This window comes from Streptomyces sp. NPDC102467, from assembly GCF_044765445.1.
Lineage (GTDB): Bacteria > Actinomycetota > Actinomycetes > Streptomycetales > Streptomycetaceae > Streptomyces.
This window is the reverse complement of record NZ_JBIWKA010000019.1, coordinates 109,772-134,071: the sequence shown is the minus strand read 5'-3', so window position 1 is coordinate 134,071 and position 24,300 is coordinate 109,772. Positions and strand designations below refer to the sequence as shown.

Below are 24,300 nucleotides of genomic sequence, written 5' to 3'. Positions count from 1 at the left end.
GGGCCCCTTAAGAGCGGTCTTTGAGCGCGGGTGCGGTCAGCGATCGCATAAGAGCGGTCTTTGAGCGCGGGTGCGGTCAGCGATCGCCCGCCAGGTCGAGCTCCGTCGGGGCCGGGCCGCCCTCGGACAGGGTCGGCGTGACGCGGTGCCAGGAGCGGGCGACGGGGCCGGTCACTCCGCGCCACCACGCGTCGGTCGGGATCGCCCCGGCCGGTTCGAACGGCTCGCCCGGACGCGGTGTGGCGAGCGCCTGGCCCGCGTCCCGGGCCGCGTCCATGGACCATTCACCGGGCTCGGCCCACGCGTGGGGCGCCAGATTGAACGTGCCCCAGTGGATCGGCATCAGCACGCCGTGCGGCCGCGCACCCTGCAGATCGAGGTGGGCGCGCAGGCCTTCCTCGGGGGTCATGTGGATGTCGGGCCAGAAGTCGGCGTAGGCACCGACCTGGATCATGGTCACGTCGAACGGTCCGTGCTCCGCGCCGATCTCCCGGAAACCCTGGAAGTAGCCGGTGTCGCCGCTGTGGTAGATCCGGTGCTGCGGCCCGGCGACGACCCAGGACGCCCACAGGGTGTGCTGCGGATTGCGCAGGCCACGGCCGCAGAAGTGCCGGGCGGGCGTGGCCGTGAGCGTCACCCCGCCAACCTCGGTCGCCTCGTGCCAGTCCAGCTCGCGCAGCCGGTCGGCCGGGACGCCCCAGTGCTCCAGGTGCGCGCCGACGCCGAGCGGCACCGCGAAGACGGTGTCCGTCCCGGCGAGCGCCTTGATCGTGGGCATGTCCAGGTGGTCGTAGTGGTCGTGCGAGATGACGACCACGTCCACCGGGCCGAGCGCCGCGAGGGGCAGCGGCGCGGGGTGCAGCCGCTTGGGTCCCGCGAACGCGAACGGGGAGCAGCGCTCGCCCCACACCGGATCGAAGAGCACCCGCACCCCGTCGATCTCCGCGAGCACGCTGGAGTGCCCCATCCAGGTGATGCGCAGCCCGCTCGCGGCCGGTTTCGCCAGGTCGGCGAGGGTTGTGGCGTGCACCGGCACCGTGCCTGTCGGAGCGCGCCGGGCCCGCTCCTCCTTACGGAAGTAGACCTTCGCGAAGTCGAGCACGGAGCCTTCGGGCCGGGTGCGCGCCCCCTCCGGGTTCTGGAACTGCCCGTCGGCGAAGTTCGGCGACTCGCGGATTCGCTCCAAGCGTGCGCCGGTGGCCTCGGCGCCGAACGCGGCAGGCTGCAGCGACCGCAGCCTGGGACTCAGGGAACGTGGCACAGCGCCTCCCGTTGATCGATCAGGGTCTCCCATTATGTGCCGCGCCTACGACAGCGCGCCCGGCCGCCCCCTGCTCCACCTCGCCCGAACTGATCCATCATTCAGTAACGCCCGCCGTCGACAGGCCTCCGGGCCCCTTCGGATACTGTCGACTACTGACCGACTGTTCAGTACATCTACGTGGCGGAGATGACGGAGATCCCATGACCACCCCCACTCCCGCGACCGCCCCCCCGCCCGCCGGTCCCCCTGCGACGCCGCTGATCCGGACGACCTGGACCGACCATGTCACGGGCCGCACCGGCTACTTGGTGGTGGACCGCCTGGTGCGCGGCGTCTCCAGCGGCGGCCTGCGGATGCGCCGGGGCTGCACCCTCGACGAGGTCGCGGGCCTCGCGCGCGGCATGACGATGAAAGAGGCCCTGCACTACAACCCGCAGGGGCGGTACATCCCGCTCGGCGGGGCCAAGGGCGGTATCGACTGCGACCCGCGCTCCCCCGAGGCGTACGGCGTACTGGTGCGCTATCTGCGGGCCATGCGGCCCTGCATCGAGTCGTTCTGGACGACGGGCGAGGACCTGGGCCTGAGCCAGGACCTGGTCGACGAGGCGGCTGCCGAAGCAGGCCTCGTCTCTACGATCCAGGCCGTGTATCCGCTGCTCGACGACGAGCGGGCCGCCCGCGCACGGCTCGCCGACGCGTTCGCCCTCGACGTCGACGGGATCGGCCTGGACGCGCTCGTGGGCGGCTGCGGCGTCGCCGAATCGGTGCTCGTGGCGCTCGACCGCGCCGGACTCTCCCACGAGGGCACCCGCGTCGCGCTGCAAGGACTGGGCACCATGGGCGGCGCCACGGCACGCTTCCTCTCCCGGGCAGGGCTGAAGGTGGTCGCGGTCGCCGACCTCGAGGGCACGGTGGCGAACCCCGAGGGACTCGACGTGGAGGCACTGCTCGCCGCGCGCGACGCGTACGGCACGGTGCACCGCTCGGCGCTGCGCCCCGCGGACCGCGAACTGCCGGGCGGCGCCTGGCTGTCGGCCGACGCCGAGGTGCTCGTACCGGCGGCGGTGTCGTACGCGATCGACGCGGCCGACCAGGACCGGATCACCGCCCGCTGGATCGTCGAGGCCGCCAACATGCCGGTGCTCGCCGACGCCGAGGAGCTGCTCGCCCGGCGCGGCATCACCGTGCTGCCGGACGTCGTCGTCAACTCCGGGACGAACGCCTGGTGGTGGTGGACCCTCTTCGGTGACATCGGCGCGGACGCGGACGAGGCGTTCGCGTACACGCGGCGTTCCATGCGCGCCCTGATCGACCAGATGCTGACCCGCGCGGAGGCGGACGGGACGACCCCACGGGCCGCCGCGCACGCCATCGTCGCCGACCGGCTGCCCGTCATCGCGGAGCGCTTCGGCTGGTACAGGTGACGGCGGCGGTCGCACCGTCGGTCCGGTGCGCGGGGGAACAACTAGGGTGGCCGCGTGGCTAGAGTCCGGTTGAACGTGACCGAGCGGCGCGAGGAGTTGTTGCGGGCCGCCATCGAGCAGATCGAGGCGCGTGGGGTCGCGGCCGTGCGCATCGCCGACGTGGCGTCGGTGCTCGGGGTGAGCAACGCGCTGGTGCTGTACCACTTCTCGACGAAGGAGAAGCTCGTCTCGGCCGCCTTCACGTACGCGGCGGAAAACGACCTCGCCCGGCTGCGCAAACTCCTTGCACGCCGCACCACGGCGCTCAAACGGCTGCGGGCGGCGGTGCGTTGGTACGCGCCGACGGGCCAGGCCAAGGGGTGGCGGCTGTGGATCGAGGGCTGGGCGGCGGCCCTGCGCGAACCGGCGCTGCGCGAGGTCACCCGCGACCTCGACAGGCGCTGGAAGGCCGCGCTCACCGAGGTCGTCGCGGAAGGGGTCGCGGCGGGCGAGTTCACCTGCCCCGACCCGACGGGGACGGCGCTGCGCCTGACGGCCCTGCTCGACGGGCTCGCCGTGCAGATGACGGCGTACGACGGGACGGTGTCCCGGGCCCGCGCACAGGAGTGGGTGGACGAGGCACTCGCCCGCGAACTGGGCTTGCAGCGCGCGGAGTTGACGCGCCGCACGACGATCCAGGACCAGGGCCCTACTGACGGCCGGCCGTAGGACTCAGTTCAGCTCGTACACCGCTGTCACGCTCACCGCGTCCTCGATCTCGCCGGGTGCCACCGGCACCTTCGCCGCCGACTGCTCGAAGGCTGCCGGGGGGACCTCCACCGGCCGGGGGCGGCCGCTCGCGCCCTCCTCGAGCGAGACGAGCCTGCCGAGCCGGTGACCGCTCAACTTGGCGTACTGGACGGCCTTTTCGTGCGCGTCGGTGTGCGCGGCCGCCCGCGCGGCGGCCCGCAGCCGGCTCGGGTCGGCGACGTCGAAGACGACCGCGTCGATCCGGACGGCGTCGCCGGTCGCGTCCGCGATCCGCTGGATGAGCTCGCCGGTCCGCCGTACGTCGCGGACCTTGACGGAGAACGACTGCGCGGCCCGGTATCCGACGACCCGCGCGGCCCCGCCCGCCTCGCGATCGGTCTCGTACACGGGCGAGACCGCGAGATGCTCCGTGCTGATGTCCCGGTCGGCGACGCCCGCCGCGCGCGCCGCGGCCGGCAGCGCGTCCGCGGCGCGGCTCTGGGCGGCCAGGGCTTCCTTCGTGGTGCGCCCGGTGGCCTCGACGCCCGCCGTCACGGTCGCCATGTCCGGCGCCGTGGCGGCCCGGCCCTCGCCGGTCACGGTCAGGGTCGCGGGCTTCGGCGCGCGGGCGGCGACAGCGGACGGCGTCTGCTGCGGCGCGGCGACGGCAGGCACCGCCGACAGCGCCAGGGCGAGCAGCGCCCCGGCGAGGGCGGCGCGGTGGCGGGTGCGTGGAGACATGGGATCGGGGTCCTTCCCGGTCGGGCCCGCCGACGCGGCGGGCAGCCGACATCCCAGCACCCGCACCCGTCCGACCCGTTCACGCCACTCCGCCCGGTCACCTCGACGGACCTCTCACCACCCCCAGGACCCACCCCGGGAGCCACCCCCGGGAGGAGATCAGGACGCGGACTCCAGATGCATCTTGATGGTGTGCGGATCCACGAATCCCTTCGCCACCACACGGTCCCCGGAGGACTCCCCGCGCAGCCGCCGCCCGATCCACGGCACCAGGAACTCGCGCGCCCAGTGGATGTCGTCGCGCCGCACCTCGAACGTGCCGCGCGACGGAAGCATCGGCCAGACCTGTTCCGGGTCGGCGGGCACATCGACGCCGAGCGCCTGTCCCGCGCGCAGGGCGACCCGGGTGTGCCCCTCGGCGGACAGGTGGAGCCGGTCCCCGTCCCAGGCCCGGCGGTCCTGGATGGACTTGAGGGACCACAGGTCGAGCACCGGGCAGTCGTAGCGGTCGGCGATCGCGCGTATGTGCATGTTGTACGTGGCGATCTTGCCGCGCATGTGTTTGAGGACGGCCACGTCACGGGTGTCGAAACCGGTGGCGACCATGACGGTGCCGGCGGCTTCGGCAAGGCGTGCCACGGCCCTCTCGAAGCGCTCGGCCACGTCGTCCGGGTCGGTGCCGGGCCGGATGATGTCGTTGCCGCCGGCGACCAGCGTCACCAGGTCGGGGGCGAGCTCGACGGCCCGCGGGACCTGGTCCTCGACGATCTGGTCGATGAGCTTGCCGCGTACGGCGAGGTTCGCGTACTGGAAAGTGTCCTCGGCCACGCGGTCGTCCAGGAGGACGGCGAGCCGGTCGGCCCACCCCACGAAGCTCCCGTCGGGCCCGGGGTCCCCGACGCCTTCGGTGAAGCTGTCCCCCACCGCCGCGTAGGACCGAATCGTGCCGCCTCTGAGTGATCTCGATTCGTTTGCCACGACCACACATCTTTCACCCTCGGGTGTGGCCTACGCGACCGTAACCAGGGGTTGACGAGCGGTGAGAAAACGCACTCGGCTCCCGGGGAATAACCCAGGGAGCCGATCGGATCGTGCGCGGGTCAGATCGAGACGCCGTGCTCGCGCAGGTACGCCAGCGGGTCGACGTCCGAGCCGTAGCTCGGGGACGTACGGATCTCGAAGTGCAGGTGCGGTCCCGTCACGTTGCCGGTGGCGCCGGAGAGGCCGATCTGCTGGCCCGCGGTCACGGTCTGCCCGGCGGAGACGCCGAGCGAGGACATGTGGGCGTACTGGGAGTAGCGCCCGTCGGCGTGCTGGATGACGACCTCGTTGCCGTAGGCGCCGTCCATGCCCGCGGAGACGACGGTGCCGGCGCCGACCGCCTTGATGGCCGTGCCGGTGGGCACGACGAAGTCGGTGCCGGTGTGGTAGCCGCTCGACCACATGGAACCGTTGGAGTGGTACGGCGTGCCGATGGAGCCGTCGACGGGCTTCACGTAGTCCGCCGTGGACGCGGTGGACGCCGTGGTCGTAGCGGCCGCGCCGTCCAGGGCGAGCTTCATGCCCGGCTTGATGACGCCGGCGTCGGCGCCGACGACGTCCTTGTTGCCGTCGTAGAGCTTCTTCCAGCCGCCGTCGACGTGCTGCGCCTCGGCGATCTTCGAGAGCGTGTCACCGGCCTTGACGGTGTACGTCTTCGCGTCGGTGGCGGCGGAGTCGGTCGCCGCGTGGGCGCCGGTGGCACCGATGAGCGGCAGGGCGAGCGCGGCGCCACCGGCCGAGGCGACGGCGGCGGCGCGGGTGACGCGCTGGGACTTGGGGCGGCGGTGCTTTCCCTTGGCGGGCATGACGCGTTTCCTCTCCGTCGCCTACGAGGTGAGCTGTCGGGTTCGGACTGGAGCTGCCCGGCCGTATCCGGTGCCCGGATACGACTTCACCCCTAGCCGCATGGGGAATTCCCTCGGCGGCGTACTGCCTGTGGGTCCCCCGTTCCTGCCGTCACGGGTCGTTGTTCGGAATCCGGGCGGCGGCAGGACTAGGCGTTCCGTCCGGAGTGAGTGGTGACCGTAAGACGACGGGAAAGGCGGTGACAAGCGGCGAATTCGCCCACGAGGCCGCTTTCTTGATCGTCTGGGCGTTTCCTGTGTCACCCTGCGTCGATGTCCGTGCTTTACCAGCGCCTTACCTTCAGGAATTCCCAGGACAAGAATTTCGGGCGGCCACCACGGACCGTTACGGCTATGAGCCTGCTCACGCACAGGTAGGCAATGCACCTTTATTTGCCGACAGTTTGTAATGAGTAGTGTCAAAACGGACAGAGGGTTCGCCCGGGAATGCGTGTCGTATCGTCAGGAGCGCGCCCGCCGGCGAGTGACGCCGGAGCCCTGACCGGGAGGAGCCCCCGTGACACAGCACGCCCCGTCCACCGAGCCCGAGCTGTCCGGAGTGCGCAACTTCCGCGACGTGGGCGGTCTTCCGGCCGTGGACGGCCGGCGCGTGCGCCCCGGCGTGCTCTACCGCAGCGGCCATCTGGCCCATGCCACCGCCGAGGACGCCGCGTTCCTCGCCGGGCTCGGCCTGCACACCGTCTTCGACTTCCGCAACGCCGCGGACCAGCGCCTCGAGGGCGCCGACGTCGCGCTGCCCGGGGTGCGCAATCTGAACCTGCCGCTGACCGACCCCGCGGACGGCGCCGAGTTCTGGCAGATGGTCCGCGACGGTGACATAGAGCAGCTGCGCACCCTGCTCTCCGAGGGCCGCGCGGCCAACCGCATGATCACGTCGTACCGCTCGATCGTCTCGCAGCGCACCGCCGAGCACAGTCGCGTGCTGCACGCGCTCGCCGAGGACAGCGTGCCCGCACTGATGCACTGCGCGGCCGGCAAGGACCGCGCGGGCCTGTCGATCGCGGTGACGCTGCTCGCCGTCGGCGTGGAGCGCGACGCCATCGAGGCGGACTACCTGGAGTCGAACGCGAAGCACCGCCGCTACAAGGTGCGCCGCAGCAGCGCGGCAAGCGACGCCTACTCCCCCGAGGTCATGGAGCTGCTCAGCCCGCTCTTCGACGCCCGCGCCGCCTACCTGCACGCGGCCTTCGAGACCATCGAGCAGACCTGGGGCGACACGGACCGCTACTTCGAAGAAGGCCTGGGGCTCACCGCGGCCGACCGCGACCGGCTGCGCGAGCGCCTCCTCGTCTGACCCCGCCCTCGGCTACTTGCCCCCGCCCAGCGTGAACAGCAGGTAGACGAAGGCGGCGAAGGCGTGTCCCGCGAAGACGTACACGAGGACCCGCACCCAGATGCCGCGCGGCAGCTTGTCCTCGATGTCCCGCCGGGCGGGCTGCCGCTCCCCGGCGCCGTGCTCGGTCGCGTCACTCATGTCAGCCATGTCGGGCCTTCCGGGTCGGACCGGCCGCCGGGCCGAGGCACAGCGCGGCGGTCGGGCTCTGCAGCAGGGTGTGTACGAAGAGGAGTTCGGCGCCGCCGCGGTCCTCGGCGGCGATCCGGTGCGGGGTGAGCGAGTCGAAGTGCGCGCTGTCCCCGGGGTCGAGCCGGTAGGACGTGTCGCCGAGGCGCAGCCGCAGCCGTCCTTCGAGGGCGTAGAGCCACTCCTCGCCGGGGTGCACGCGCACGATGTCGCCCTGCGTTCCGTACGGCACATGGACCCGCAGGGCCTGCATACCGCGGCCGGGCGAGCCTGCCTGGAAGTACGTCCAGCCGCCGGCCTCGGTCGCCTCCATGGCACCGGCCCTGACCACGGCGTCGCGGTCGGTGGGGGTCTCGCCGAGCAGTTCGGAGACCGTCGTACCGTAGATACGGGCGAGGGCGAGCAGCATCGGCAGCGACGGTTGCCGCTGCCCGGTCTCCAGACGCGACAGATGCGCCGGTGACAGGCCCGCGGAGCGGGCGGCGACCTCGAGAGTGAGGGCGGCGCGGCGGCGCAGGGCACGCAGCTGGGGCGCGACGGCGGGCAGCTCCGGGGGTTCCGGTGCCTCCTCCGGGAGGGCAGGGCTCATGGTGTCGATTGAGCCAGAGCCCTACCCGTGGGGCAAATTTTTTGCCCCGGAGGCAAAACCGGACGATGTGGTCCGGGAGGGCGGTCAGCGGTTGGCGACCGCCTGTTTGATCAGCGTCCTGCCGAAGTCCCACATCAGGCCGCCCCCGCTGTGCGCGTCGTCCATCACGGCGGTGAACGCCTCCACGAACCGCTCGACGTCGGCCTCGTCCACCACGAGCGGCGGGATCAGCTTGATGACTTCGAGGTGGTCGCCGGAGACCTGCGTGAGGATCCGGTGCTTCTGCAGCAGCGGCACGACCACCATCTGTGCGAACAGGCCTTTGCGCGCGGCCTGCAGCATGGCCCAACGGCTGCGCAGCTTCAGGGACTTGGGCCTGCCGAACTCGATGCCGATCATCAGGCCGCGCCCGCGGATGTCGCTCAGCAACTCGTAGCGGTCGATGAGCGCGGTGAGGCGTGCCGTCAGCAGCTCGCCCATGGCGCGGGCGTTCGCGACGGTCTCCTCGTCCTCCATGACGGACAGAACGGCGAGCCCCGCGGCCATGGCCTGCGCGTTGGCCCCGAAGCTCGCCGAGTGGACGAGGACCCGGTCCATGGACGAGTAGACCTTCTTGAAGATCCAGTCCTTGCCGAGCGTCGCCCCGACCGGCACGTACCCGCCGGACAGCGCCTTGGCCACGCAGACGAGGTCCGGCTCGACGCCGTCCTCGTGCTGGTACGCGTAGAAGTCGCCGGTGCGGCCGAGGCCGGTCTGCACCTCGTCCGCGATGAGCAGCGCCTTGTGCTGGTGCAGGAGGTCCTGCGCGGCCCGCAGATAGCCGGGCGGCGCCTCGTGCACGCCCTTGCCCTGGATCGGCTCGACGATGAGCGCCGCGACGTCGCCCTTCTTCAACTCCCGTGCCAGCGCGTCGAGATCACCGAGCGGTACGGCCGTGTCGGGCAGCAGCGGCGCGAAGCCGTCGCGGAAACCGTCCTCGCCGTTGACCGACAACGAGCCGGTGGTCAGGCCGTGGAAGGCGTGCGAGCAGAACAGGACGCGGGGTCTGCCGGTCGCGTAGCGGGCGAACTTCAGCGCGGTCTCCACCGCCTCCGTCCCGCTGCTGCCGAAGAACACCCGGTCCAGGTGCGGGCTGTGCGTCAGCAGCTTCTCGGCGAGCAGACCCGGCAGGGGCTGGCAGTCGAACCGGGTCAGGTCGGCGAGCGAGGCGTCCAGTACGTCGTGCAGCGCCTTGCGTACGACGGGGTGGTGGCGGCCCAGGCCCATGACGCCGAAGCCGGCGAGCATGTCCAGGTAGTCGTTGCCGTCCGCGTCCCAGAAGTGCGCACCCTCGGCCCGCTCGTACACCTTGTCGAAACCGATGGTGTGGAGCATCTTCGGCAGCTGGTGGTTGAGGTACTTGGCGTGCAGCTCGTACCGTTCGGCGCCGCGCTCGGCCAGCAGCGTACCGAGGTCGAACTCCTTGGTCATACGTTGTTCTCCTTGCCGGCCTTCACGGATTCGCCGCTCTGCTTCTTGGCTTTCTTACTGGCTTTAAGGTTCAGGCTCGTACTGATGCGTCCCGCGATCTCGACCGGCGTGAGGCCTATGTCGGCGAGGACCTCGGCCCGCTTGGCGTGCCCCAGGAACTGCTCGGGGATCCCGAACCGCCGTACGGGCACGTCGACTTCGGCCTCGCCGAGCTCCAGCGCGACGGCCGCACCGACGCCCGCGGCCCGGCTGTTGTCCTCGACGACGGCGACGAGCTCGTGCTCCGCCGCCAGGGGCACGAGGTCCGGATCGACCGGTTTCACCCAACGCGGGTCCACCACAGTGCAGTTGACGCCGCGCGCCTCGAGCAGTTCGGCGGTCTGCAGACACACGGGCGCCATGACGCCGACGGAGACGAGCAGCACGCGGGGCGCGTCCGCCCGGTGCAGTACGTCGATGCCGCCGATCCGGTCGACCGCCGGGATCGGCGCGCCCACGGACTCCTTGGGGAATCGCAGCATGGTCGGCGCGTCGTCCACGGCGACGGCCTCCCGCAGCTGCGCGCGGAGTTGGTCGGCGTCGCGCGGCGCGGCGATCCGCAGGCCCGGCACGACCTGGAGCACGGACATGTCCCACATGCCGTTGTGCGAGGCCCCGTCGACGCCGGTCACGCCGGCCCGGTCGAGCACGAAGGTCACCCCGCAGCGATGGAGCGCGACGTCCATCAGGAGCTGGTCGAAGGCCCGGTTGAGGAAGGTCGCGTAGACGGCGACGACCGGGTGCAGACCGCCCGTCGCGAGCCCCGCGGCGGATACGGCGGCGTGCTGCTCGGCGATCCCGACGTCCCAGACCCGGCCCGGGAACTCCCGCGCGAACTTCGTCAGCCCCACCGGATCCAGCATGGCCGCGGTGATCGCGACGACGTCCTCGCGCTCCCGTCCGATCGCCGCGATCTCGTCCCCGAACACCGAGGTCCAGGAGGGTCCGTTGGACGGGGCGAGCGGCTCGCACGTCAGCGGGTCCATCACGCCGACCGTGTGGAAGCGGTCGGCCTCGTCCGCGAGCGCGGGCTCGTAGCCGCGCCCCTTCTCGGTCAGGCAGTGCACAAGTACCGGGCCGTGGAAGCGTTTTGCCCGGCGCAGCGCGGATTCCACCGCGCCCACGTCGTGGCCGTCGATCGGCCCTACGTATTTCAGGCCGAGGTCCTCGAACATGCCCTGCGGGGCGAAGGCGTCCTTGAATCCCTTCTTGGCACCGTGCAGCGACTCGTACACCGTATGCCCGACCACGGGTGTGCGCAGCAGTACGTCCTTGCCCCAGGCCAGCACCTTCTCGTAGCTGTCCGTGGTGCGCAGGGTGGCCAGATGGTTGGCGAGGCCGCCGATGGTCGGCGCGTACGAGCGCTCGTTGTCGTTGACGACGATGATCAGCGGCCGGTCCTTGGCGGCCGCGATGTTGTTCAGCGCCTCCCAGGCCATCCCGCCGGTGAGCGCGCCGTCACCGATGACGGCGACCACGTGCCCGCGCTCCCCCTGCACCTGGCGCGCCTTGGCGAGCCCGTCGGCCCAGCCGAGGGCGGTGGAGGCATGGCTGTTCTCCACGATGTCGTGCTCGGACTCCTCGCGTGACGGATAACCGGAGAGCCCGCCCTTCGAGCGCAGCTTCGAGAAATCCTGACGTCCCGTCAGGAGCTTGTGCACATAGCTCTGATGGCCGGTGTCCCAGACGATCCGGTCGACGGGCGACTCGAAGACCCGGTGCAGCGCCATGGTGAGTTCCACCACGCCCAGGTTGGGCCCGAGGTGACCGCCGGTCCTGGCGACGGCGTGGATCAGGAACTCCCGTATCTCCACGCCCAGTTCGCCGAGCTCCTCCTCGCTCAGCGCCTTCAGGTCACGCGGCCCCCGGATGGTTTCCAGAATGGTCACGTTCGAGCCCCCTTCCCGTTCGAACTCAAGAACTCAAGAACTCAGAACTCAGACTCGCCACTCAGCTCACGGTGACGTCGGGCGCACCCGACGCGACGCCGTCCTTCTCCAGTTGCTCGGCGATCTTCATCGCCTCGTCGATCAGCGTCTCCACGATCTTCGACTCGGGCACGGTCTTGATGACCTCGCCCCTGACGAAGATCTGGCCCTTGCCGTTGCCGGAGGCGACACCGAGGTCGGCCTCGCGCGCCTCACCAGGACCGTTCACGACGCAGCCCATGACGGCCACCCGCAGCGGGACCTCCATACCGTCGAGACCGGCGCTCACCTCGTCGGCGAGCTTGTACACGTCGACCTGGGCGCGCCCGCACGAAGGGCAGGAGACGATCTCCAGGCGCCGCTGCCGCAGGCCCAGCGACTCCAGGATCTGGATGCCGACCTTGATCTCCTCGACCGGAGGCGCGGAGAGCGAGACGCGGATGGTGTCTCCGATGCCTTCGGAGAGCAACGCCCCGAAAGCGACAGCGGACTTGATGGTGCCCTGGAAGGCGGGCCCCGCCTCCGTCACCCCGAGGTGCAGCGGATAGTCGGACGCGGCGGCGAGCTGCCGGTACGCGTTCACCATCACCACGGGATCGTTGTGCTTGACGGAGATCTTGATGTCGCGGAACCCGTGCTCCTCGAAGAGCGACGCCTCCCACAGCGCCGACTCGACGAGTGCCTCCGGCGTCGCCTTGCCGTACTTCTGCAGCAGGCGCCGGTCGAGCGAGCCTGCGTTGACCCCGATCCGGATCGGGGTGCCCGTGTCGGAGGCGGCCCGCGCGATCTGCTTCACCTGGTCGTCGAACTTCTTGATGTTGCCCGGGTTCACGCGAACCGCCGCGCATCCGGCGTCGATCGCTGCGAACACGTACTTCGGCTGGAAGTGGATGTCCGCGATGACGGGGATCTGCGACTTCCGCGCGATGGTCGCGAGGGCGTCCGCGTCGTCCTGGGTGGGGCACGCGACGCGCACGATCTGGCAGCCGGAGGCGGTCAGTTCGGCGATCTGCTGCAGCGTGGCCCCGATGTCGGAGGTCCGCGTCGTCGTCATCGACTGCACGGACACGGGTGCGCCGCCTCCCACGGCCACCGGCCCGACCTGGATCTGACGGCTGACGCGCCGTTCAGCGAGGGGTCGGACCGGTACCTCGGGGAGGCCCAGTGAGACTGGCTCTCCGGAACTCATGGCATCGTCACCCACGGTTCCCGGCGACGGTCTCCGTCATCGCGCGCAGGGACTCCTTGAGCGAGCCCATGGTGGCGAGGACGGCGGTCGGCTCGTAGCCGCAGTGCGCCATGCAGTTGGCGCAGCGCGGGTCCTTGCCACGGCCGTACGCGTCCCAGTCGGTCTTCTCGATGAGCTCGCGGTACGTCGGCACGTACCCGTCGCTCATCAGGTAGCAGGGCTTCTGCCAGCCGAAGAGCGAGTAGTTCGGGATGGCCCACGCGGTGCACGGGAAGTCGACCTTGCCCTCGAGGAAGTCGAGGAACAGCGGCGAGTGGTTGAGCCGCCAGCGTCGCCGGTTGCCGCCCGAGAAGGCCTTCTTGAACAGCTCACGGGTCTGCGTGACGCCGAGGAAGTGCTCCTGGTCGGGAGCCTTCTCGTAGGCGTAGGCGGGCGAGATCATCATCTCGTCGACCGCGAGGTCGTCGTTGAGGTAGTTGAGCACCTCGATGATGTTCTGCGGGGTGTCCGTGTTGAAGAAGGTCGAGTTCGTGGTGACCCGGAAGCCGCGCCGCTTGGCCTCCTTGATCGCCTCGACCGCCTCGTCGAACACGCCCTCCTTGGCGACGGATTCGTCGTGGCGCTCACGCATGCCGTCGATGTGCACCGTGAACGCGAAGTACGGCGACGGCGTGAACTTGTCCATCTTCTTGCGCATCAGCATCGCGTTCGTGCAGAGGAAGACGTACTTCTTCTTCGCGACCAACTGGCGCACGATCTCGTCGACCTGAGGGTGCATCAGCGGCTCGCCGCCGGCGATGGACACCATCGGGGCACCGGACTCGAGGACGGCGCCGACGGCCTGTGCGACGGGCATGCGCTGCTTGAGCACACCGGCCGGGTGCTGGATCTTCCCGCACCCCTCGCACGCAAGATTGCAGGCGAAAAGCGGCTCCAATTCGACAATGAGCGGGAACTTGTCCCGCTTGCGGATCTTCTGTTCAGCGAGATACGTCGCAACCTTGATGGACTGGCGGAGCGGCATGGCCATCTGGCTCACCTCCGAGGGAGCAGCAAAGAACGGTGCCATTCGAAAAAAGCGGGAAGGACGGCACGGAGGACACGGAACGCCGATAGTCCACCGCGCACCGTGCCGATCCGGACGAGTTCATGTTCTGGAGCGTCGACGACCACCCGGACGGCCGCAACCGGACGGCCGTCCGCGGAGGCGGCCGCCACGGCGGTGCGCAGGGTGGCCGCGGACTCCATGTCGACCGCGATCGCGCCCGTGGCGAGCAGAGCGCCACGCTCGTGACCTCGTACGACGTGGTCGGAACCGGTGAGCGGCCCGGTGTGCACGGTGCGACCGGGCACCGCCTTGACCAGCTCCTTGACCAGGAGCTCCGTGCCCGCGCACGGCGTACGGCCATGTGCGTCACGGGTCTCCTCGGCCACGACCAGGTCCCCGGGGTGCATCCCGGGCGCGAGGCCCGCGCAGAAGCCGGTGGCGACCACGGCGGCGTCGCCGAACGCGGGGTCTTCGAGCGCACGTGTCAGCGTCCGCTCGGCGGCCCTCGGCCCCATGCCCGTACGCAGCACGGTCACCGGCGCGCTCGATCCGGCGCGGCTGCCGGTACGCAGGGCGAGGTGTTCGATACCCAGCGCACACGCGACGAGCAACGGCGTGCTCCCCGGCGGCGGAGCCGCCCGGTTCCGGGCCATCAGCCCCCCTTGGCCGCGGTAGCGGTCCGGTCGGCGAACGGCTCGCCGTGGACATACCGGCCGAGCGCGGTCAGTGGGAAGACCTGCCGGTACAGGTGGTAGTTGATCGAGAAGTCCCAGGGGAAGCCGGTGCCGGTGAAGTACGGCTCGTCCCAGGTGCCGTCCTCGGTCTGGGTCTCGGCGAGGAACTCGATCCCGCGCTCGACGGCCTTGGAGTCCCGCTCACCGGCCGCGAGCAGCGCCATCAGCGCCCAGGCGGTCTGCGAGGCGGTGGAGACGCCGTGGCCCTTCCAGTCCTCGTAGCGGTACGAGCGCAGGTCCTCGCCCCAGCCACCGTCCTCGTTCTGGACGGAGCCGAGCCAGTTGACGGCCCGCTGGATCGCGGGGTGCGAGACGGGCAGCCCCGCCGCGGTCAGCGCGGGCACCACCGACCCTGTGCCGTAGATGTAGTTGACGCCCCAGCGGCCGAACCAGGCGCCGTTCTCCTCCTGTTCGGCGAGCAGCCACTCGATGCCGCGCCGGGTGCGCGGCTCGTGCGACATGCCCTCGATGGCGAGCATCTCGACGACGTGCCCGGTGACGTCGGCGGACGGCGGGTCGATGACCTCGCCGAAGTCGCAGAACGGCAACCGGTTGGGGAACGGGCTGGTGTTGTCGACGTCGAAAGCGCCCCAGGCCCCGTTCTTCGACTGCATCCCCAGGTTCCAGCGCACTCCGCGCTCGATCGACTTCTCGACCCGCGCCTTGTCCGGGTGGTCCACCCGGCGCAGCGCGAGCACGACCTCGGCGGTGTCGTCGATGTCGGGGTAGTTGTCGTTGTGGAACTCGAACGCCCAGCCACCGGGCTCCAGTCGGGGCTTGAGCACGGACCAGTCGCCGGGCCGGTCGATCTGCTCGTCCATCATCCACGTCACGGCTTTGACGAGGCTCGGATGGTCGGCGGGCAGTCCGGCGTCGGCGAGCGCGATGGTCGCCAGGCAGGTGTCCCACACCGGGGACTGGCAGGCCTCGATCATCCGGGCCCCGTCCTCCCGCCACACGGCGAACCGGTCGAGGGACGCCAACCCCGCCTTCAGTACGGGGTGTTCGAGGTCGTACCCGACCAGGTGCAGGGCGATCACGGAGTAGACGGCAGGGGGCTGGATGCCGCCCCAGCAGCCGTCGTTCTCCTGCCGCTCGATGATCCAGCGGGCCGCGGCGTTGACGGCGGATTTGCGCAGCCGCTTGAGGGCGACCTTCTGATAGCCGTGCATGATCTTGTCGAGCCGCTGGAAGGCGCCGTCCCAACTCGCCACCGGCGCAAGGGGTTTGGCCGGGTTGGGGTCGCGGGCGTCGGTGTGCAGCTCGTCCAGCGGGAACGGTGCGGGCCGCACCGGGCGCTTCGCGGACACGATGGTGAGCGGCACGATGGTCTGCCGCGCCCAGCATCCGAAGTCGTAGATGTTGAGCGGCATCCATTTCGGGAAGTAGATGAGCTCCGGCGGGAGTTCGGGGAGGTCGTCCCACTTCCACCAGCCGAACAGGGCGAGCCAGATCCGGGTGAAGACGCGGCTCGCGGCGATGCCGCCGCGCTCGCGGACCCAGGCGGCGGCCCTGGCCATGTGCGGATCGTCGGGGGCGTCCCCGGCGAGCCGCAGAGCGACGTACGCCTCGATGGTGGTGGAGAGTTCGCCGGGTCCGCCGAAGAAGGTGGCCCAGGTGCCGTCCTCGCGCTGCTCTCCACGGATGAAGAGGGCGGCGGCGTCGGTGGTGGCCTGGTCGCGGATGCCCAGGAACTGGCGCAACAGCAGATCCTCGGCGTCCATCGTCACGTTGGTGTCGAGGTCGCCCTTCCACCAGCCCTGGGCGTCCTGCCGGGCGAGCAGGAAGTCCGTGGCACGTTGTATGGCTCGGTTGGCGGCGCTGGGTGTCCCGGCCGCCTCGGGGGTCGTAACGGTCAGTGGGGCAGTGGTGGCCGAGGTCGCCTCGGGAGTTACGGCTCCGGTGCTTCCGTCGGTCGTCGCTGTCATGGCTATCCCTTCGTGCAGTGGCTCTTCTCTGCTGGGTAACCGTCGGCCGATGCCCTGGAGGGACACCGGCCGGCGACTGCGAGTCATATGCGGCCGATAATGATCATCTCTTTCGTACGACGACGAAGTCGGCGAGCGCCACGAACTGGGCGCGCACCTGGTCCGGCATCTGGACGGAGTCCAGGGCTTCGAGGGCGACGGTGTGCTGGCGCCGGGCCTCCTCGGTGGTCCACTCGCGCCCGCCGGCCTTCTCGATGAGGTCGGCTCGGGCGGCGAACTCCGCCTCGGAGAAGGTGTCGAAATCATTGTTCTTGGCGTCCGCGGCGAGGAGTTCGCCCAGGCGCTCGGAGGCCGGGCCGCCCGCGGCGAGCGCGGCGACGACGGGCAGCGACTTCTTGCGCTGACGCAGGTCGCTCCAGGTCTGCTTGCCGGTGGACTCCGGGTCGCCCCAGATGCCGAGCAGGTCGTCGACGGCCTGGAAGGCGAGGCCCAGGTGGTAGCCGTACCTCTCCAGGGCGTCGGCGGTGACGTCGTCGGCACCGCCGAGGACCGCGCCGATGGAGGAGGCGCAGGCGAGCAGGGCGCCGGTCTTGTTGCCCTCCATCTCCAGGCACTCCTCGACGCTTACGCGCTCGCGGTGCTCGTAGGAGATGTCCTGCGCCTGACCGTCGATCAGGGCGCGGGTGGCGGTGGTGAGGCGGCGCGTGGCGCGGCCCGCGTCGACCGAGGCGATCTCCAGGAGCACCTCGTTGGCGAGGGCGAACAGGGCGTCGCCGACCAGGATGGCCTGGGCGGGGCCGTGCACCTTCCACACGGTGTCGCGGTGCCGGCGCTGCTCGTCGCCGTCCATCAGGTCGTCGTGCAGCAGCGAGAAGTTGTGCACGAGCTCGACCGCGACGGCGCCGGGCACGCCGACCTCGGGGGCGGCGCCCGCGGCCTGGGCGGAGAGCACGGCGAGCGCGGGGCGCACCGCCTTGCCGCCGTCGCCGTCGGAGGGGTTGCCTTCCGCGTCGATCCAGCCGAAGTGGTAGGCGGCGACGGTGTCCATGGGCGGCGCGAGGCGGCCCACGGCCTTCTTGAGCACCGGAGTGGCCAGGGTGCGGCCGCGCTCCAAAAGCGCGGTCACGTCCACCGCGTCGGCAGCCGGTCCGGCCGAGGGCACAGGTGGCACAGTCTCTCCTTGATTAACCGATGTCGGCGTTGCAGTCATGGGAACGTCGATGCTCACGCCGCCTCCCGGAACAGATGGCCGCGCGGGCGGCCGAGTGCGGCGAGCGCCGCGTCCGCGGCGCTGGTACCGCTGCGGACCGCGCTTTCCATGGTCGCGGGCCACCCGGTGGCGGTCCACGCGCCGGCCAGGTAGAGGCCGGAGGCATTGGTGCGGGCCGTGGGCCGCAGGGCTCCGACGCCGGGCGTCGGGGCGAAGGTCGCCGTCCGCTCCCGGGTGACGAAGAAGTCGTGCACCGTGGCACCGCGCGCGGCGGGCAGCAGCCGCTCCAGCTCGGGGAGGTAGCGCTCGCGCAGCACGGCGACGGGCTCGTCGATCTCGTCCTGCGCGGCCGACTGCGACACGGCCAGGTACTGTCCCTCGGTCAGCCCGGAGGCGTCCGTCCGGTCGAACACCCACTGGACCGGGGAGCCGAGCGCCGTGAAGAAGGGCTGCTTGAGGACCTTGCGGTCGTAGACGACGTGCAGGTTGAGGATCGGCGCGGTGCCGATGTCGAGCAGCCGGTCCGCGTCGTCGAGCGCGCCTTTGGGCAGCAGTCCGTGCGCCTCGCGCTGCGGCACGGCCAGCACGACGGTGTCGGCGTCGAGGATCTGGCCGGAAGTGTCCGGTCCTTCGGGAACCTCGACGCCCCAACGACCGTTCTCCATACGGGAGATGGAGGTGACGCGTGTACGGAGTTCAGTGCGTACGCCCGCGGAGTCGAGCGCCTTGCGGGCGAGAGTGTCGTGGAGTTCACCGAGGGGTACGCGGGCCCAGCCGATGTCGGCGGCACCCGGATCGGAGAGCAGCCCGGTCTTGAACACCATGGCGGCGAGCCCCAGCGAGGCCTCGCCCGCGACGGCGTTCAGGGTCGCGACGCCGACCAGGTCCCACAGCGCCTCGATGGCCCGCTGCGACTGACCGTGTTCCGCCAGCCAGGAGCCGAAGTCCCGCTCGTCGAGCGCCGGATCGGTGGGATCGAGGCCCTTGAGGGCGAGTGCGGCGCGTCCGACGTTGGCGCGTTCGGCCAGTGACAGGTGCGGGTAGGTGGCCAGGCTCCTGGCCAGATGCAGGGGTACGGGCAGCGCGGTGCGCCGCAGACGGCCGAGCCGGTTCCTGCTCGCGTCGAGTACGGGCACGTCGAGACGTTCCTGCACGGGCGCGAGCGCCGTGGCGTCGATACGGTCCAGGAACCAGCGGTAGGCGGTGCAGCAGCGCAGGTACACATGCTGGCCGTTGTCGACGGTGAGATCCCCGCGCTGGAAGGAGAACGCCAGACCGCCGAGGCGGGGCCGCCCTTCGAGGAGCGTCACGTCCATGCCGCCGTCGGCGAGCGAGAGCGCCGCTGTCACCCCTGCGATCCCGCCGCCGACCACCACCGCGGCGGGCCTGTGTCGGGACGCGCCGGAGTCCGCCTCGCGCTCTTGCGGTGCCGTGTCGCCGGTGCTCATGCGCCCTCTCCCTCGGTGCTGCCTGTGGTGCGTACGACCAGCGTGCGGCGGGGTTCGACGGGTACGACGAACGTTCGGCAGGCCGTTGCATGCAGGGACGCCGCGTTGCCCTGGAGGGTTGCGCGCCACTTCGCGGCGGAGCCGGCACGGAGCACCGGGATGCCCATCAGGCGCGCCTCCTGAGCGCGGATCGGGAGACGGTGCGCGCGTCGAGCCCGGAGAGGCCGCGCACGGCGACGTACGCCTTCTCGTGCCCCGGCAGCGAGACGCGGCCGCGCAGCACGGCCTCCGGTTCGCGCTCGATGCGGTCGAGCAGGCGCCGGTAGATCCCGGCCATGGCGGCGACGCAGGCACCGGAGCGCCGGTCGAGCAGGGGCAGGAGCCGGTATCCCTCGGCGAACAGGGCGCGGGCCCGACGCACTTCGAAGTGCACGAGCCCGGCGAAGTCGGAGCCGGACGGCGGCACGGAGCTGTTGAATCCGGCCGAGCAGCCGAACTTGGCCAGGTCGTCGGCCGGCAGATAGGTACGCCCGTCGGCGGCGTCCTCGCGAACGTCACGGAGGATGTTGGTGAGTTGGAGCGCGAGCCCGAGCGTGTCGGCGTACTCGGACGCCCGCTCCGCGCCGCGCGCCCCCGGTTCGGTCCCGAACACGCCGAGGGAGACCCGGCCGATGGCGCCGGCGACACACCGGCAGTACACCGCCAGGTCGTCCCAGCTCTCGTAGGTCTCGCCGTTCAGGTCCATCACGACGCCGTCGATCAACTCGTCGAGCCCGCCGAGCGGGATCGGGAACCGGTCGGCGGCGTGCGCGAGCGCGACGGCCACCGGGTCGGTGTCGTCCTCGTCGACCTTGCCGTCACGGACCCGGCCGAGCAGCGCCCGGGTCTCGTCGAGCCGCTGCGCCTTCACGTCCGGCGCCAGTGTGCCGTCGCCGATGTCGTCGACACGGCGCGAGAACGCGTACACCGCCGACATGGCCCGCCGCTTCGCGGTGGGCAGCAGTCGGATGCCGTAGGCGAAGTTCCGCGCCTGTTGGCCGGTGACGGTCTCGCAGTAGCTGTATGCGGCGAGCACCGGTGCCGACAGTTGCTGGTCAGACTCCACGGTTTTGCTCACCCCTCTCCTCGCAGAGTCGCTCCCACCTCGCGCAGCAGCTGGAGCTTGGTGGGTTTGGGTGGTCCAGGAAGGACGTCGTACGTAACGGCGGTGATCGCGTGGACCGCCGCCTTCCCCCCAGCCACGAACCCGGCCAGCAGCAGCTTCAATCTGCCGTGGACGCTACCCACGAGGGGGGTGCCTTCATTCAGGAGCCGGAGGGCGCGTTCCGTTTCGAACGCGACCAGAGCGCGCACCGATGCGCCTGCGGTCGGTGCAGCGAGATCCGATTCCTGGACGTGGAACTGTTTCATGTCCTGGGCGGGAAGGTAGATGCGGTCGCGCCCCAGATCCTCGGCGACATCCTGCAGATGCTCGACGATCTGCAGTCCGGTACAGACCGCGTCCGAGCGGCGAACGCGCTCGGGTGTCGCGGTGCCGGTGATGGCGAGGACGAGGCGGCCGACCGGGTTGGCGGACAGCTCGCAGTAGGCGAGCAGGTCGTCGTAGGTCTCGTAGCGCGTGACGAGTTGGTCCTGGCGGTTGGCCTCGATGAGGCCGGCGAACGGCTCGGGGGTGAGCGAGCGGCGCCGGACGGTGGGCTGCAGGGCACGCAGCAGCGGGTGTCGGGGCGTCGCGTCGAAGACCCGGTGCAGGTCCGCCTCGAAGGCGTCCAGCATCGCGAGCCTGTCGTCGGCCCGTTCGGGTGGGACGCCGAGGAAACGGGCGTCGGCACCGCCCGGGGCGAGGTCGCCGTCGCCGATGTCGTCGACCAGGCGCGCGAATCCGTACACGGCCATCAGGTCGTCGCGCCAGGCGCGCGGGAGGAAGAAGGGGGCGACCGGGAAGTTCTCGTCGGCGGCTTTGTCGAGGGTGGCGCTCTCCGGGGACCTCGTGGCCTCCGGGCGCACACGGAACGATGCGCTCACCGGGTGCGGTCCGCTTCCGGAACGACGGCGAAAGCCTCGTGGACCTGGAGAGTTTCCGTAGCCATTGCCGTCACATCTCCCGTTCTACACTGCGGACCTAATACATCCTATTTCGGACACGCCGCCCGGCCGTCCGCACAGTCGGCCCTCCCCCATCGGACCGGGACATCGCGCATTATCGCCCTACTTGCCGCGAATAAGCACCGGTACAGCTTACGTTGTACAACGATGGCCGCCACGGCGGGGCGTTCCGCGCATCACAACAACGCACCGATCGACGCCAAGATTCCTTGCGGTCAAGGAAGTTGACCCACCCTTGACCTTGATCGCAATGACCGCGGCCAGGTAGTTGGTGGATACAGGCATATCAGAGGCCCCACCGACCGGAGTTCGGTGGGGCCTTCTATGACGCGACGGGAAGCAGGGCGGTTACTTGCCCGTGAACTTCTCGTACTCCTTCAGTACCTCGCCCGTCGGACCGTCCATACGCAGCTCCCCGCGCTCCAGCCAGAGAACGCGGTCGCAGGTGTCGCGAATGGACTTGTTGTTGTGGCTGACGAGGAAGACCGTGCCGGCCTCCTTGCGCAGCTCACGGATCCGGGCCTCGGAGCGCTTCTGGAAGGAGCGGTCGCCGGTGGCCAGCGCCTCGTCGATCATCAGCACGTCGTGGTCCTTGGCGGCCGCGATGGAGAAGCGCAGTCGGGCCGCCATGCCGGACGAGTAGGTGCGCATCGGCAGGGTGATGAAGTCGCCCTTCTCGTTGATCCCCGAGAAATCGACGATGCTCTGGTACCGCTCCTTGATCTCCTCGCGGGACATGCCCATCGCAAGGCCACCGAGGATGACGTTGCGCTCGCCCGTCAGATCGTTCATCAGGGCCGCGTTCACGCCGAGCAGCGAGGGCTGGCCGTCGGTGTAGACCTTGCCCTGCTCCGCGGGCAGCAGGCCCGCGATGGCGCGCAGCAGCGTCGACTTGCCCGACCCGTTCGAACCGATCAGGCCGACGGCCTCGCCGCGGTAGGAGGTGAAGGAGACGCCGCGCACGGCGTGCACCTTGCGCACACCACGCTCCTCGCCGCGCTTGATCATGCGGCTCAGCGCGGAGGTGGCACTGCCCTTGCCGGTCCGCGTGCCGTTGACGCGGTACACGATGTGCAGGTCGTCGGCGATGACCGTGGGGATGCGGGCATCGGTGGTCTTGTCGAGCGTTTTGTCGAGATCAGCCACGGCCGTACCGCTCCTCTGACTTCCAGAAGTAGATGAAGCCGACGGCCCCGATCAGGACCGCCCATCCGGCCGCGAACGCCCACACGTGCGGCGGCAGGTACGAGTGACCGTAGTCGTCGATCAGGGCGAACCGGATCAGGTCCATGTAGATGGAGGCCGGGTTCCACTGGAGGACGTCGGCGAGCCAGCCGGGCGCGTTCTTGTCCGCGAGCATCGCGGGGATGCTGAACATGACGCCCGAGGCGTACATCCAGGTGCGCATGACGAAGGGCATCAGCTGCGCCAGGTCGGGCGTCTTGCTGCCTGCCCTGGCGAAGATCAGCGCGAGCCCCGTGTTGAAGACGAACTGGAGGGCCAGCGCGGGCAGCACGAGCAGCCAGGACAGGGCCGGGAAGATCCCGAAGCCCACCATGACCACGACGAGCACGATCATCGAGAAGAGCAGCTGCTGGAGCTGCTGGAGCGCGAAGGAGATCGGCAGCGAGGCCCGCGGGAAGTGGAGCGCGCGGACCAGGCCCAGGTTCCCGGAGATCGCCCGGACCCCCGCCATCACCGAGCTCTGGGTGAATGTGAAGACGAAGACGCCCGTCACCAGGAACGGCACGTAGATGTCGTGCGGGATGCCCTTCCTTGCGCCGAGCAGCAGCCCGAAGATGAAGAAGTAGACCGCGGCGTTCAACAACGGCGTCGCCACCTGCCAGACCTGGCCGAGCTTGGCCTGGCTGTACTGGGCGGTCAGCTTCGCCTGGGAGAAGGCGATGATGAAGTGACGCCGGCTCCACAGCTGTCGTACGTACTCGAACAGACCGGGACGGGCTCCGCTGACGGACAAGCCGTACTTGGCGGCGAGCTCGGCCGCGGAGAGCCCGTCGTCGGGCGACGGGGCCGCGGTCACCGCGACCGGTCCGTCATGCGTTGTCTCACTCACAAGGGGAACTTTCGTCTTCAAAAGCGCAGCCTGATCGGGCAGAGGCGAGAGCCGCGGAACGGGGTTCGGCCGAATGCTCTCAGACTTCGAGCTTGTCAGATGACAGGAGGTCGGCCCAGTCGGGTCAGGCGCCACACCGTACGCCACTTCATGGGACGCCTGGGGCCGCAGGAAGTCGTCCAGCCCTCCTTGAAACCGCCGAGCCAGGCCTTCAGGGCCGGTCCCGATGGGCGGCGGGCCAGGGTGAGGAGAAGCCACACGCCGAGGTATACGGGAACCAGGGGCGCGGGCAGGTTGCGGCGGGCGAGCCAGACCCGGTTGCGGGCCACCATGCGGTGGTAGACCGCGTGCCGGGAGGGGGCCGTGGTCGGGTGGTTCAGGACCATGTCGGCGCGGTAGTCGATCATCCAGCCCGCGTCCAGGGCACGCCAGGCGAGGTCGGTCTCCTCGTGGGCGTAGAAGAACTCGTCGGGCAGTCCGCCGACCTCGGCGACGACCCGGGTGCGCACGGCGTTGGCGCCGCCCAGGAACGTCGTCACGCGCGAGGAGCGCATCGGATCGGCGGCGCGCAGCCGCGGCACGTGCCGGCGCTGGGTCTCGCCGGTGTCCGGGTCCGCGATGCGGAAGCTGATGATGCCGAGCTTCGGGTCGGCGGCGAAGGCCTCGCGGCACAGCTCGGCCGTGTCGGTCAGCGGCAGCAGGCCGTCGTCGTCGAGGAAGAGCAGGATGTCGACGTCGGAGCCCGAGGGCCCGAAGGCCTCGATGCCGACGTTGCGGCCGCCGGGGATGCCGAGGTTCTCCGGCAGTTCCACGGTCCGTACGCCTTCGGGGACGTCCGGGACGGGCGAGCCGTTGCCGACCACGACCACCTCGACCGGGTCGCCGTCCTGCTTGGCGACCGAGTCGAGGAGGGCGCGCAGCTCGGCCGGGCGGTTGCCCATGGTGATGAT

23 protein-coding genes and 1 riboswitch are annotated in these 24,300 nt (G+C 70.3%); of the genes, 3 read left to right on the top strand and 20 right to left on the bottom strand.

Going from position 1 to position 24,300, the window contains the following annotated elements; genetic code table 11:
- Positions 1 to 76: 76 nt before the first annotated feature.
- Entirely contained in the window at positions 77 to 1,294 is a 1,218-nt protein-coding gene (locus ACIREE_RS34370; RefSeq protein WP_404161198.1) for an MBL fold metallo-hydrolase, read from the bottom strand.
- 170 nt (positions 1,295 to 1,464) lie between these two features.
- Between ACIREE_RS34370 and ACIREE_RS34365 the strand changes: the two genes are divergently transcribed.
- Positions 1,465 to 2,688: a Glu/Leu/Phe/Val dehydrogenase dimerization domain-containing protein gene (locus ACIREE_RS34365; protein ID WP_404161195.1), complete on the top strand. Its 1,224-nt coding sequence runs from the start codon at positions 1,465 to 1,467 to the stop codon at positions 2,686 to 2,688.
- A 54-nt stretch (positions 2,689 to 2,742) separates the two neighbouring features.
- Positions 2,743 to 3,396, top strand: a complete 654-nt coding sequence (locus ACIREE_RS34360) for a TetR/AcrR family transcriptional regulator (protein ID WP_404161192.1) — start codon at positions 2,743 to 2,745, stop codon at positions 3,394 to 3,396.
- 3 nt (positions 3,397 to 3,399) lie between these two features.
- Here ACIREE_RS34360 and ACIREE_RS34355 read toward each other — a convergent pair whose 3' ends face one another.
- The 3 genes from ACIREE_RS34355 to ACIREE_RS34345 form a co-directional block, all read right to left on the bottom strand.
- Positions 3,400 to 4,158, bottom strand: a complete 759-nt coding sequence (locus ACIREE_RS34355) for an SIMPL domain-containing protein (protein ID WP_404161189.1) — start codon at positions 4,156 to 4,158, stop codon at positions 3,400 to 3,402.
- A gap of 159 nt (positions 4,159 to 4,317) precedes the next feature.
- The gene (locus tag ACIREE_RS34350) at positions 4,318 to 5,142 is read right to left on the bottom strand and encodes an SGNH/GDSL hydrolase family protein (RefSeq protein ID WP_404161186.1); all 825 of its coding nucleotides are present in this window, start codon (positions 5,140 to 5,142) and stop codon (positions 4,318 to 4,320) included.
- A 116-nt stretch (positions 5,143 to 5,258) separates the two neighbouring features.
- Entirely contained in the window at positions 5,259 to 6,005 is a 747-nt protein-coding gene (locus ACIREE_RS34345) for a peptidoglycan DD-metalloendopeptidase family protein (RefSeq protein WP_404161183.1), read from the bottom strand.
- A 5-nt stretch (positions 6,006 to 6,010) separates the two neighbouring features.
- Positions 6,011 to 6,176, bottom strand: a riboswitch (cyclic di-AMP (ydaO/yuaA leader).
- Between the two features lie 385 nt (positions 6,177 to 6,561).
- On the opposite strand from ACIREE_RS34345, the gene ACIREE_RS34340 reads away from it, so the two are divergent.
- Complete coding sequence (locus ACIREE_RS34340; protein WP_404161181.1) at positions 6,562 to 7,359, top strand: tyrosine-protein phosphatase; 798 nt, start codon at positions 6,562 to 6,564, stop codon at positions 7,357 to 7,359.
- Between the two features lie 12 nt (positions 7,360 to 7,371).
- On the opposite strand, the gene ACIREE_RS34335 is transcribed toward ACIREE_RS34340, so the two are convergent.
- From ACIREE_RS34335 to ACIREE_RS34260, 16 genes are all read right to left on the bottom strand, one after another.
- Entirely contained in the window at positions 7,372 to 7,548 is a 177-nt protein-coding gene (locus ACIREE_RS34335; protein ID WP_404161178.1) for a DUF6126 family protein, read from the bottom strand.
- Positions 7,541 to 8,176, bottom strand: coding sequence for a helix-turn-helix domain-containing protein (locus ACIREE_RS34330; protein WP_404161175.1), 636 nt, complete (start codon positions 8,174 to 8,176; stop codon positions 7,541 to 7,543). Before ACIREE_RS34330 ends, ACIREE_RS34335 begins: the two co-directional genes overlap by 8 nt.
- 84 nt (positions 8,177 to 8,260) lie before the next feature.
- A complete protein-coding gene (locus ACIREE_RS34325; RefSeq protein WP_404161173.1) occupies positions 8,261 to 9,646 on the bottom strand; it encodes an aspartate aminotransferase family protein in 1,386 nt (461 codons plus the stop codon).
- Positions 9,643 to 11,574, bottom strand: a complete 1,932-nt coding sequence (gene dxs, locus ACIREE_RS34320; RefSeq protein WP_404161171.1) for a 1-deoxy-D-xylulose-5-phosphate synthase — start codon at positions 11,572 to 11,574, stop codon at positions 9,643 to 9,645. The genes ACIREE_RS34325 and dxs overlap by 4 nt, the downstream gene beginning before the upstream one ends.
- A 61-nt stretch (positions 11,575 to 11,635) precedes the next feature.
- A complete protein-coding gene (gene ispG, locus ACIREE_RS34315; protein ID WP_404161169.1) occupies positions 11,636 to 12,802 on the bottom strand; it encodes a flavodoxin-dependent (E)-4-hydroxy-3-methylbut-2-enyl-diphosphate synthase in 1,167 nt (388 codons plus the stop codon).
- A 7-nt stretch (positions 12,803 to 12,809) separates the two neighbouring features.
- Entirely contained in the window at positions 12,810 to 13,832 is a 1,023-nt protein-coding gene (hpnH, locus tag ACIREE_RS34310) for an adenosyl-hopene transferase HpnH (RefSeq protein WP_404161166.1), read from the bottom strand.
- Between the two features lie 5 nt (positions 13,833 to 13,837).
- The gene (locus ACIREE_RS34305) at positions 13,838 to 14,503 is read right to left on the bottom strand and encodes a 1-hydroxy-2-methyl-2-butenyl 4-diphosphate reductase (RefSeq protein WP_404161163.1); all 666 of its coding nucleotides are present in this window, start codon (positions 14,501 to 14,503) and stop codon (positions 13,838 to 13,840) included.
- Positions 14,503 to 16,512, bottom strand: a complete 2,010-nt coding sequence (shc, locus tag ACIREE_RS34300) for a squalene--hopene cyclase (RefSeq protein WP_404161160.1) — start codon at positions 16,510 to 16,512, stop codon at positions 14,503 to 14,505. The genes ACIREE_RS34305 and shc overlap by 1 nt, the downstream gene beginning before the upstream one ends.
- Positions 16,513 to 16,615: 103 nt before the next feature.
- Positions 16,616 to 17,722, bottom strand: a complete 1,107-nt coding sequence (locus ACIREE_RS34295) for a polyprenyl synthetase family protein (RefSeq protein WP_404161157.1) — start codon at positions 17,720 to 17,722, stop codon at positions 16,616 to 16,618.
- A gap of 14 nt (positions 17,723 to 17,736) precedes the next feature.
- A complete protein-coding gene (hpnE, locus tag ACIREE_RS34290; protein WP_404161154.1) occupies positions 17,737 to 19,170 on the bottom strand; it encodes a hydroxysqualene dehydroxylase HpnE in 1,434 nt (477 codons plus the stop codon).
- Positions 19,167 to 19,337, bottom strand: a complete 171-nt coding sequence (locus tag ACIREE_RS34285; RefSeq protein WP_404161152.1) for a DUF6380 family protein — start codon at positions 19,335 to 19,337, stop codon at positions 19,167 to 19,169. The genes hpnE and ACIREE_RS34285 overlap by 4 nt, the downstream gene beginning before the upstream one ends.
- Positions 19,337 to 20,287, bottom strand: a complete 951-nt coding sequence (gene hpnD / locus ACIREE_RS34280) for a presqualene diphosphate synthase HpnD (protein ID WP_404161149.1) — start codon at positions 20,285 to 20,287, stop codon at positions 19,337 to 19,339. The genes ACIREE_RS34285 and hpnD overlap by 1 nt, the downstream gene beginning before the upstream one ends.
- Positions 20,284 to 21,195 carry a squalene synthase HpnC gene (hpnC, locus tag ACIREE_RS34275; RefSeq protein ID WP_404161146.1) on the bottom strand — a complete coding sequence of 304 codons (912 nt, stop codon included), beginning with the start codon at positions 21,193 to 21,195 and terminating at the stop codon, positions 20,284 to 20,286. Before hpnC ends, hpnD begins: the two co-directional genes overlap by 4 nt.
- A gap of 429 nt (positions 21,196 to 21,624) precedes the next feature.
- A complete protein-coding gene (locus ACIREE_RS34270) occupies positions 21,625 to 22,422 on the bottom strand; it encodes an ABC transporter ATP-binding protein (protein ID WP_404161143.1) in 798 nt (265 codons plus the stop codon).
- A complete protein-coding gene (locus ACIREE_RS34265) occupies positions 22,415 to 23,350 on the bottom strand; it encodes an ABC transporter permease (RefSeq protein ID WP_404161140.1) in 936 nt (311 codons plus the stop codon). The genes ACIREE_RS34270 and ACIREE_RS34265 overlap by 8 nt, the downstream gene beginning before the upstream one ends.
- A 95-nt stretch (positions 23,351 to 23,445) precedes the next feature.
- Complete coding sequence (locus ACIREE_RS34260; protein ID WP_404161368.1) at positions 23,446 to 24,291, bottom strand: glycosyltransferase family 2 protein; 846 nt, start codon at positions 24,289 to 24,291, stop codon at positions 23,446 to 23,448.
- Positions 24,292 to 24,300: the final 9 nt, after the last annotated feature.